This window comes from Paracoccus sp. (in: a-proteobacteria), from assembly GCF_032007265.1.
Taxonomy (GTDB): Bacteria; Pseudomonadota; Alphaproteobacteria; order Rhodobacterales; family Rhodobacteraceae; genus Paracoccus.
On record NZ_DALZMB010000133.1, the window covers coordinates 1 to 9,134 of the forward strand.

The window sequence follows — 9,134 nt, forward strand, 5'->3', positions numbered from 1 at the left end:
CAGGCCGCCAAATCGGCCCTGAACGGCGGAAAACAAGGAAAAATCGAGGTGCCCAACGGCCTATCCGAAGTGCCGAATGGCTGGCAGATGAAATCCTTTGGCGAGATGTACCTCGCGGATCGTCCTGCCCCAAGCTTTGATCCCGAACGGGCCAAGGCGCTGTTAAAAGAGGCGGGCTATCAGGGCGAGCGGATCTCGTATCGCACGATGAACGCCTATTACACCAACGAGATCGAAACCGCGCAGATCCTTCAGGCGATGTGGTCGGCAGTCGGGTTGAACGTCCAGCTTGATGTCAAGGAAACCTGGGCCCAGATCGATGAGGACACCCCGGACCGCGCGATTTTCAATGCCTCATTCACGGCCTATTACCCCGATCCAATGGGTCAGTTCTGGCGCCGCTACGGCACGAACTCCAGCTGGGCTGCGGCAAAGTACTTTGCTGTCGATGCCGATCAGGCCCGTCTGGGCGAGACGCTGACAAGCAGCATGGACGTCTCTGAGCGGCGTGCGGCCTTTAACGAGATGCTCGACCGGTTTGACACCAATCCGCATGGCTCGGCGCTTCATCTTTTGACCCAGTTCTTTGGCGTCAATGATGAACGGCTGACGATGAATGCGCTGCCCACCAACTATCTTGATCTGACGACGACGGGCATTCAGTTCAAATGACGCCCTTTCACAGAATTCAACAGGAGGTCGCAGCACTTGGCGACCCCCTGATGGAGGTTGCGCAGCTGTCGGTATCATTTGGCGGCAACCGGGTCGTCGATCGCGTGGATTTCGGTCTTGGTCGGGGCGAGATTTTGGGAATTGTTGGTGAATCTGGCTCGGGTAAGACGGTGTCCTGCCGGGCGTTGACCGGATTGCTGCCAGACAAAGCCCAGGCCAGTGGTCGGCTGACCTTTGACGGAAAAACCTATGATCTTTCGAACCCAAAGGCGCTTGAGGCGCTCCGAGGGGACAAGATCTCGATGATCTTTCAAGATCCGATGAGTGCGCTGGACCCTTTGATGCGCATTCATCGTCAATTCGCGCTGCGCGGGCTGAATAAGGCGGCTGCGGCCACGGCACTTGCCGAAGTCGGGTTTGCAGATCCGGCCACGATCCTGTCGCGCTATCCCCATCAGCTTTCGGGGGGGCAATGCCAGCGTATCATGATCGCCTGCGCCATGATCTCTGAGCCGCGCCTGTTGATCGCAGATGAGCCCACAACAGCGCTGGATGTCACGATCCAGGCGGGCATTCTCTCGCTTTTGCGCGAGCGCATGCGTCGGACGGGCATGAGCATCTTGTTCATCACCCATGATCTTGGGGTCGTATCCGAGTTTTGCGACAGGGTGCTGGTCATACAGCAGGGCCAGATCAAAGAGATCGGCCGGACCGCTGACGTTCTGAGCGCGCCGCGCGCTGCATATACGCAAAGCCTGATTGCGGCGATCCCATCGGCCGCAAACCGGGGACAGCGCCTGCCGACGCTTAAGGACCTTGAGGCAGGACGGGCCGTTGCCGCATTACCCGCCGCGCCGCGCATTGAGCGCAAGCACACACCTGTTTTGTCACTGCGCAATATATCGGTCGATTATATGCGCCCTGACCGCAGCCGCTTTCGCGCGGTCGATGACATCAGCCTTGACCTGCATGCCAATGAAATCTTGGGAATTGTCGGCGAATCTGGTTCTGGGAAATCGACCCTGGCCAAAGCCGCAATCGGACTGGTTTCGCCAAGCGCGGGCGAGATTTGCATCAACGGCCAAGCGATGGACTGGCGCAGGGCCAGCCGGGCCGACCGGCGGCAGATGCAATATATCTTTCAAGACCCGCGCGGCGCGCTTGACCCCTCGCGCCATATTCTGTCGCAGGTGCGCGAGCCCTTGGATGTGCATGGCATCGGCAAACGCACCGAGCGCCACCAGCTTGCAAGTCAGGCATTGCTGCGCGCCGGGCTAGAGCCTGCACATCATCTGCGCCGCCCCGGCAATCTGTCGGGCGGCCAGCGCCAACGCGCCACCATCGCGCGGGCATTGGCGCTGTCGCCACAAATTCTGATCTGCGATGAAAGCGTCTCGGCGCTGGATGTCTCGGTGCAGGCCCGCATTCTGAACACGCTGCTGGAAATCCGCGCGAGCCAGAACATCGCCATCCTTTTCATCAGCCACGATCTGTCGGTGATCCGCCATCTATGCGATCGCGTTCTGGTGATGCAGCACGGCAAGGTCGTGGAAACCGGACCGGTCGAGGAAGTTTGGGGCGCCCCCAAACAGGCCTATACCCGCGCGCTTCTGGCGGCCCTGCCGCAATTGCCGCAGGTGGATCGCAAAGAGAAGGTCCTGGCGTCATGATCTCTTGGATTCTCGGACGATTTGGTCGCGCGCTTCTGACGCTGCTGTTGCTGATCTCGTTCACCTTTTTTGCGCTGAAAATCAGTGCCGACCCGGCGATGCAAATCCTTGGCCCCGATGCAGGCGTCGACGCGATCGCAGCCTTTCGCGAGAAATGGGGGCTGAATGCGCCCCTTTGGCAGCAATTCCTGATCTATCTGGGCAATGTTTTGCAATTCGATCTGGGGCTTTCATATCGCACCAATGCGCCCGCGCTGGATTTGGTCTTGGCGCGGGTTCCGGCGACGCTTGCTTTGATGATCCCCACAACCTTGCTGGCGCTGGCATTGGGCGTGCCACTGGGGATCTGGTCGGCCTATCAGCGCGGCACGATCTGGGATCGCGGTATCACGCTTTTGTCGATCATCGGCTTTGCCATTCCGAACTTTCTGATCGGGGTTTTGTTGATCTATCTTTTCTCGGTCAAGCTTGGCTGGTTGCCGCCCTCGGGCATTGTCGACTGGCGCTCATATCTTATGCCGATGTTCACCATGGCAATTGCCGAAGCCGCCATTTTTTCGCGCTTCACCCGTTCGGCGATGATCGAGGTACTGGACCATCCGATGATCGAGACCGCCAAGGCCAGCGGGTTTTCGCAGGTCAAAATGTTGATCGCTCATGTTTTGCCCAATGCGGCACTGCCCTTGCTGACCATCACCGGTCTGTTCGTTGGCAGTCTGATCGGGGGCGGCGTCGTGACCGAGAACGTCTTTTCCTGGCCGGGCACGGGCAGGCTTTTGGTCGAAAGCGTCGGGGCGCGCGATTTCGCAGTCGTGCAATGCACCATTTTGCTGATCGGCGTGACGATGATCGTCACCAATCTGCTGGTTGATCTGTGCTATCTGGGGATCGACCCGCGACTGCGCGATGCCAAGCGGAGGGCGCGATGATGTCGGTAATCAATGATATGGCTACGGCACCCAATCGGACGTGGTTTGGTGACATGCCGCTTTTGATCAAGGCTTCGGTGATCTTTACCTTGGTTTTGGTTATATGCGCGGTCTTTGCACGATGGTTGATGCCCTATGATATTGCCACAACCGATCTGCTGAACCGCTTCGCTCCGCCGGTTCTGATGGGCGGTGACTGGGCGCATCCGCCTGGCACTGACAATCTGGGTCGAGACATGCTTTCGCTTTTGCTGCGCGCAGTCCAGGTCAGCTTTCTGATCGCCTTTGTCGGCACCATCGGAGGCGCCATCATCGGCACGGCGCTTGGCCTGATTGCGGCTTGGGCTGGCGGCCTGATCGATGATGCCATTGGGGTGCTGGTCGACTTTCAGGCAACCATGCCGTTTTTGGTTCTGGCGCTGGCTTTGCTGGCGGTGCTGCCCGATGCGAATATGGGCCTCTTTATCGTCATCATGTGCATCTATGGCTGGGAGCGTTACACGCGGCTTGCCCGCTCGGTGGCGCTTTCCGCGAAAGAGGCGACCTTTGTTCAAGCGCTGACCGTGACCGGCACCCCGGCCTGGCGCATCTATCTGCTGCATATTCTACCCAATGCGATGGGGATTTTGCTGGTCAATATGTCGCTGAATTTTCCAGCGACCATTCTGGCGGAAACCTCTTTGAATTTTCTGGGGATCGGCATCCAGCCGCCAGACACCAGCCTGGGTGTGCTGATGGGGCAGGGGCGCAATCACATCTACAATGCGCCATGGCTTGCCCTGATCCCCGGCTTCATCATCTTGCTTGCGACCCTGTCGGTTTCGCTGATTGGCGACTGGTTGCGTGACCGGGTTGCTCAAGCATGACTTCGAAAGGACGTAAAATGACCAAACCAACAAAAATCATCGTAATGAGCGATCTTCACCTTGGCGCGCCGGGTACGGTTCAATACGGGCTGGATACGGCCGCGCGCTTTGCAAATGCGCTTGAGGATGCCGCCAAGCTTTATGGCGACGCTGATCTGTGCATCTTTGCCGGTGACATCGCCGATGAGGCCGATCCCGCCGCCTATCGTCTGTTCGAGGACATGCGCCTTGGTCTGGATTTGCCCCAATGCGTGCTTTTGGGCAATCATGACGATCGCAATATCTATCTGGCGCATGGTCAAAACCCGATGCTTGATGCCAATGGCTTCGTTCAGGGCGTGCGCGAAATCGGACAGCATCGCGTGATCATGCTCGACAGCTCGGAGCCTGGCCATGTCGAGGGGATCTTGTGTCAGTCGCGCCTTGGGTGGTTGGCCGAGCAATTGGCAGTTGCCCGCGACAAGCAGCAGAAAGTCATTCTGGTCCTGCACCATAATCCGCAGAAACTGCATATGCCGGTCGATCGTTACAGCTTGGCACGCTCGGAGGAGCTGTTAGCGGTGCTGAAGGCAAGCGGTGTCGAGATCCCGCTGATCATCGCTGGCCATTGTCACATCACCTCGGCGGGCAGCTGGGGCGGTTATGCGGTTGTCTCGATCAGCGGCAACCAGCATCGCGTGGCCCCCTTCCTGCCCGGCATGAGGGGCCAACAGGCCTGTTATGAGGGGGCGGCGCATTTTGCGGTGATCATGGCCGAGGGCGATGATGCCACCGTCCATTTCCACGGCTATGTTGACCGCAATATCGAATTGCCCGCCGCGATGTTCCCTTGGAAGCTGGATCAGTGGCAAAAGGTGCCGGACTTTCTGAGCGAAGCCGAAACCAAAGGCCGCGCCGATGCCGAGGCAAGCGCCGAGGTGAAAATCGATACCAAGCTCGACGTCGAGGCCTGAACCCTGCACGGCCCTGGGTGATGGCGAATTGCCCGGGCCAATGTGGCAGCCATCGTCCCCCTGGCTGCCACATCGGCGAAACCATTGCGTCAATGGACCGGGTTTGGGCCAACCTGATCCCTGAGCGAGGCCTTGATGACGGCTCAGCACCTTGCGCCACAAATCGGACATTGCCGCCAAATATCATGGCAGATCCCCGACGGTCCAATCTGTCCTCAAATCCAATCTGGGGGCTGCGGGAACCTTAGCCGCGCGGTGATGTCTTGTAGAGGATGTCTGCCCTCACTGATGCCAATTGGCCAAATGGGGGGATTTCAGGCCAGGGCAAATTGGGTGGCGCAGGAGGCCTTGCCGCGCAAGATTGGCCAAAGATGCGTGAGCAGGACGCAAGCATGATCGCCTGTGAGCCAAGCGTGACAGGTCGACCGGAAAAGGCGAAATCGGCCCCGCGGCAGACCCAAGAGCATGCGAGCAAGTTGAAAGTGCAGGGCTTAATCCCGGCGCCTGGCAACTGCTTTGCTCGGGGCGGGGCAATGACTGCGCGCGCATGACGCAGGGAATACCGGCCTTGTCCCAAAAAAGCTGTTGAAAACATAAGCCTCTCGCTTTAACCGAAAAAGGGCCTGAACAAATCCCTGGCATGGTGGCTCTTTGCCAAGGCTTCGTCGCAATCCTCCGGCATCGCGCTGGCAGTAACAATCAGGCCTTTATGACAGATCAAAATCATGGGCACGCCCCTGGGGCGCCCCGTAGCGCGCGCGAGTGGCTTAGCGTGCTGGCACGTTATCGCGAGCCCTCGACCCGGCGCAGCCTGTTCGAGCTGGCGATGACCTTGCTACCCTTTGCCGGTATCTGGGCCTTGGCCTGGAGGGCGATGGAGACCAGCCCCTGGCTTGCCTTTGCGCTGGCCGTGCTCAACGGGGGATTTCTGGTACGCATCTTCATCATTCAGCATGATTGCGGCCATGGCTCGTTTCTTGGCAATCGCCGCGCGCAGGATTGGATTGGCCGTATCCTGGGGGTGCTGACGCTGACGCCTTATGCGGTTTGGCGGCGGACCCATTCGATACATCATGCGCATCATGGCAATCTGGACCGGCGCGGGATCGGCGATGTCATGACGCTGACGGTTGATGAATATCTTGCGCGGTCCAAGTTTGGGCGCTTGATGTACCGTCTTTACCGCCATCCCTTGGTGCTGTTTGTCCTGGGGCCCACCTATCTCTTTTTGCTGCAAAATCGCCTGCCATTGGGGCTGGTGCGATCGGGTGGGCGCTATTGGGTGTCAGCCATGGGCACCAATGCGATGATCCTGGCCTTGCTGGCACTGATGGTCTGGTTTGGCGGGATGAAACCCGTGCTTTTGATCTTTTTGCCGACTTCGATCGTGGCGGCCTCGATTGGGGTCTGGCTTTTCTATGTCCAGCACCAGTTCGAGGAAACCCATTGGGCCAAGGACGCGGATTGGCAGCTGCATCACGCCGCACTTGAGGGCAGCTCGCATTATGTCCTGCCTCAGCCCCTGCGTTGGCTATCGGGCAATATCGGCATTCACCACGTCCATCACCTTTACTCACGCATTCCCTTTTATCGGCTGCCCGAGGTGATCCGAGATCACCGCGAATTGGCCGAGGCACAGCGGCTGACCATTCGCGAGAGCATTGCCACCACCAGGCTGCATCTGTGGCATGAAGAGCAAGGTCGCTTGATGTCCTTTGCCGAGGCGCGCGCCTAGGCCCAAAGCATGCAGCGCGCGCTGGCGCGCTGCACCTTTCGCCCAGCTGGCATGCCCGCCGCAAGCGCCGTCAGAGCTGGTGCGCATTTGGCCTGAGCGCCGCAATTGAACGCTCAAGAAAAGCCCCTTTGCGATCACGCACGATCACAGTCACATGTGTCCGATCAAAGACGATCACAGCCGGGGGCTGGCGTTCTTCGCCGCAGGCAAAGCCGATTGAATTACGAAAAAGGCCGGGTATGAGCCCGGCCTTTTGTTTATCTCTCGGATGAGAAATGTTCTTTGAGATAGGCCAAGATAATCTGCTTGGTTTCCTCATCTGGCTCGACCATGCCTTGCGACTTGGCCATCCAGGTCCATAGCTCATCCCAGCGCAGATCGGTGACGCGCTGCTGTTTGATGATCTCGGTCGAATGGCAAGCGACGCATTGATAATAGGTCTCTTCGGCGCCCGGCCCATCAGGCAGGCCCTCAAATTCAGCATTGCCAACCACGTCTTCTTTGGCAGATGAGGCCGCCGAACTTAGCGCGGTCATCGGGTCCAAAGGATTGCTGCCAGCGGGGCGGCCGCGCAGGGCTTGCATCGGGTCTAGCCGTGTTTCGGCCAGGGCCAGACCTGCACCAAGAACCAGCGCCGACAAACCAAGGACCGCGGTCGAGAAAATACGGGGCATAGAAACTCCCATCATGTGTTTCACAGGCTGCGGCCCGCCCAAAGGCGGGCCGACAAGGCCTTAGGCCTCGGCGATCAAAGCGATGCGGTGCTGAATGTTGTTGGCATAACCACGCGGGTTCCAAACCGGCGAAAGCGGCGGCTGGCTGATGCCGTCCTGATCGGTCGCGCGGGCCCAGATCTCGTAGTAACCATGCTGGGGCAAGGTGACATCGGCGCGCCAGCGCTGCCAGGAAAAGCGGTTGGGCGCAGCTTCAAGACGCGCTTCTTGCCAGGTTTCGCCAAAATCGGTCGAGATATGGACCGAGGCGACATCTCCCTTGCCGCACCATGCCTGACCGCGCACTTGGGTCGTCTCGCCTGCTTTGACCTTGGTGCCGGTTTCGGGGAAGGTCACGACCGATTTGATCGGCATTTCGGTCAGGATCACCATATCCTCGGGCGGAACCTCGGTCCCCGGCGCGACCGGATAGGCCGGAATGCGATAGGAATCCCCGGTCATCTTGGCGCCGTCATGTTCCCTGTCGCGGACCCAGATCCGGTTCAGGTATTTCTGCGAGACCGAAGCCGGATAGCCCGGAACGATCAGGCGCAGCGGGAAGCCGTGCAGCGCGGGCAGAGGCTCGCCGTTCATGGCCCAAGCAATAATCGCATCTTCTTCCAGCGCCTTGGCGATCGGTACCCCGCGCGAGATCACGACTTTCTCTGGATCACCCGACAGATGGACGTCATTGCCGTAATGCCCGGTATAGACGGCGGTGCTTTTCACGCCGGCTTTCTTAAGGACATCCGCCAGACGTACGCCGGTCCATTCCGGGCAGCCGATTGCGCCCATGGTCCATTGGTTGCCCGAGGTGCCCGGCTGGAAGAACGAGCGGCCATTGCCACCGCATTCAATCACCAGACGGCTGGTTACGGTCTCGAATTGCGATTTCAGATCGTCGATGGTCAGGGTCAGGGGCGTGTCGACCTCGCCGTCGATGGTCAAGGTCCAGCCTTCGGCGTTCTGGTCAATGGCCGTCTGGGGCACAAGGCCGTTCATGCGCACGAACAGATGCTTGTAGGGGGTGATGTCGTCATCCAGCAAATGAGCAGGGGTCTCGGCATTCACCGGACGATCCCCAAGCAAGGTCAGGCCAGATTTATCGGCCATGAAATCCGCGCCGGTATCTTGTGCCAATGCAACCGGGATCAGCCCGGCGGGCAGGTTGCGCTCGAAGGGGATGGTCATCCCCAGCATGGCGCCCAATGCAGTCAGGCCCGAGGTTTTCAAAAAGCGGCGACGGCTGGCTTGCGCGGGTGCAGTCGCGTCGTCTTGGGATAGCGCAATGATATAGCTTGGTTTTTCAGTTTTATCCGACATGGGATTTCCTCCTCTTGCTTGCATTTGGCAACCGATCACGCCCATTTGCGTGCGGTCGCCGTGTCTTTTGCTGGCTGGTGCTGCAGTCCATGAAAACGCATGCAAGCGCAACGCATGCTTGCCGGAAAAGAGGCCTCAATCCGGAAGAGGCGGAAATTCGCCTATAAGCGATGTGTACGGCTGGACATTTCGAAAAGGTTTTTGATCAAGCCCACTCGCCGCGCTTTGGTGGTGGTGTGTCGCGACAAGGCCTGCTGGTTGGATCTTGCCTCG

At 59.0% G+C, this 9,134-nt stretch carries 8 protein-coding genes; 6 read left to right on the forward strand and 2 right to left on the reverse strand.

Annotation, left to right across the window (positions count from 1 at the left end):
* The 6 genes from RTS12_RS18620 to RTS12_RS18645 form a co-directional block, all read left to right on the forward strand.
* On the forward strand, positions 1–672 hold a 672-nt coding region (locus RTS12_RS18620; RefSeq protein ID WP_312531183.1), incomplete at its 5' end, for an ABC transporter substrate-binding protein.
* Positions 673–722: 50 nt separating this feature from the next.
* The gene (locus tag RTS12_RS18625) at positions 723–2,342 is read left to right on the forward strand and encodes an ABC transporter ATP-binding protein (RefSeq protein ID WP_312531185.1); all 1,620 of its coding nucleotides are present in this window, start codon (positions 723–725) and stop codon (positions 2,340–2,342) included.
* The gene (locus RTS12_RS18630) at positions 2,339–3,271 is read left to right on the forward strand and encodes an ABC transporter permease (RefSeq protein ID WP_312531186.1); all 933 of its coding nucleotides are present in this window, start codon (positions 2,339–2,341) and stop codon (positions 3,269–3,271) included. Before RTS12_RS18625 ends, RTS12_RS18630 begins: the two co-directional genes overlap by 4 nt.
* The gene (locus RTS12_RS18635) at positions 3,271–4,137 is read left to right on the forward strand and encodes an ABC transporter permease (protein ID WP_312531188.1); all 867 of its coding nucleotides are present in this window, start codon (positions 3,271–3,273) and stop codon (positions 4,135–4,137) included. The genes RTS12_RS18630 and RTS12_RS18635 overlap by 1 nt, the downstream gene beginning before the upstream one ends.
* Before the next feature lie 17 nt (positions 4,138–4,154).
* Positions 4,155–5,090: a metallophosphoesterase gene (locus tag RTS12_RS18640; protein ID WP_312531190.1), complete on the forward strand. Its 936-nt coding sequence runs from the start codon at positions 4,155–4,157 to the stop codon at positions 5,088–5,090.
* A 709-nt stretch (positions 5,091–5,799) separates the two neighbouring features.
* The gene (locus RTS12_RS18645; RefSeq protein ID WP_312531192.1) at positions 5,800–6,825 is read left to right on the forward strand and encodes a fatty acid desaturase; all 1,026 of its coding nucleotides are present in this window, start codon (positions 5,800–5,802) and stop codon (positions 6,823–6,825) included.
* A gap of 257 nt (positions 6,826–7,082) precedes the next feature.
* On the opposite strand, the gene RTS12_RS18650 is transcribed toward RTS12_RS18645, so the two are convergent.
* Together RTS12_RS18650 and RTS12_RS18655 are read right to left on the reverse strand one after the other, a co-directional pair.
* The gene (locus RTS12_RS18650) at positions 7,083–7,499 is read right to left on the reverse strand and encodes a cytochrome C-552 (RefSeq protein WP_312531194.1); all 417 of its coding nucleotides are present in this window, start codon (positions 7,497–7,499) and stop codon (positions 7,083–7,085) included.
* A gap of 60 nt (positions 7,500–7,559) precedes the next feature.
* On the reverse strand, positions 7,560–8,861 hold the full coding sequence (locus RTS12_RS18655) for a molybdopterin-dependent oxidoreductase (RefSeq protein ID WP_312531195.1): 1,302 nt from the start codon (positions 8,859–8,861) through the stop codon (positions 7,560–7,562).
* Positions 8,862–9,134 lie beyond the last annotated feature (273 nt).

What these genes read in the sequence shown, in the direction of transcription:
- RTS12_RS18625 (WP_312531185.1), top strand. Translation starts at nt 723, where the DNA reads ATGGAGGTTGCGCAGCTGTCGGTATCATTTGGCGGCAACCGGGTCGTC.
- RTS12_RS18630 (WP_312531186.1), top strand. Translation starts at nt 2,339, where the DNA reads ATGATCTCTTGGATTCTCGGACGATTTGGTCGCGCGCTTCTGACGCTG.
- RTS12_RS18635 (WP_312531188.1), top strand. Translation starts at nt 3,271, where the DNA reads ATGTCGGTAATCAATGATATGGCTACGGCACCCAATCGGACGTGGTTT.
- RTS12_RS18640 (WP_312531190.1), top strand. Translation starts at nt 4,155, where the DNA reads ATGACCAAACCAACAAAAATCATCGTAATGAGCGATCTTCACCTTGGC.
- RTS12_RS18645 (WP_312531192.1), top strand. Translation starts at nt 5,800, where the DNA reads ATGACAGATCAAAATCATGGGCACGCCCCTGGGGCGCCCCGTAGCGCG.
- RTS12_RS18650 (WP_312531194.1), bottom strand. Translation starts at nt 7,499, where the DNA reads ATGCCCCGTATTTTCTCGACCGCGGTCCTTGGTTTGTCGGCGCTGGTT.
- RTS12_RS18655 (WP_312531195.1), bottom strand. Translation starts at nt 8,861, where the DNA reads ATGTCGGATAAAACTGAAAAACCAAGCTATATCATTGCGCTATCCCAA.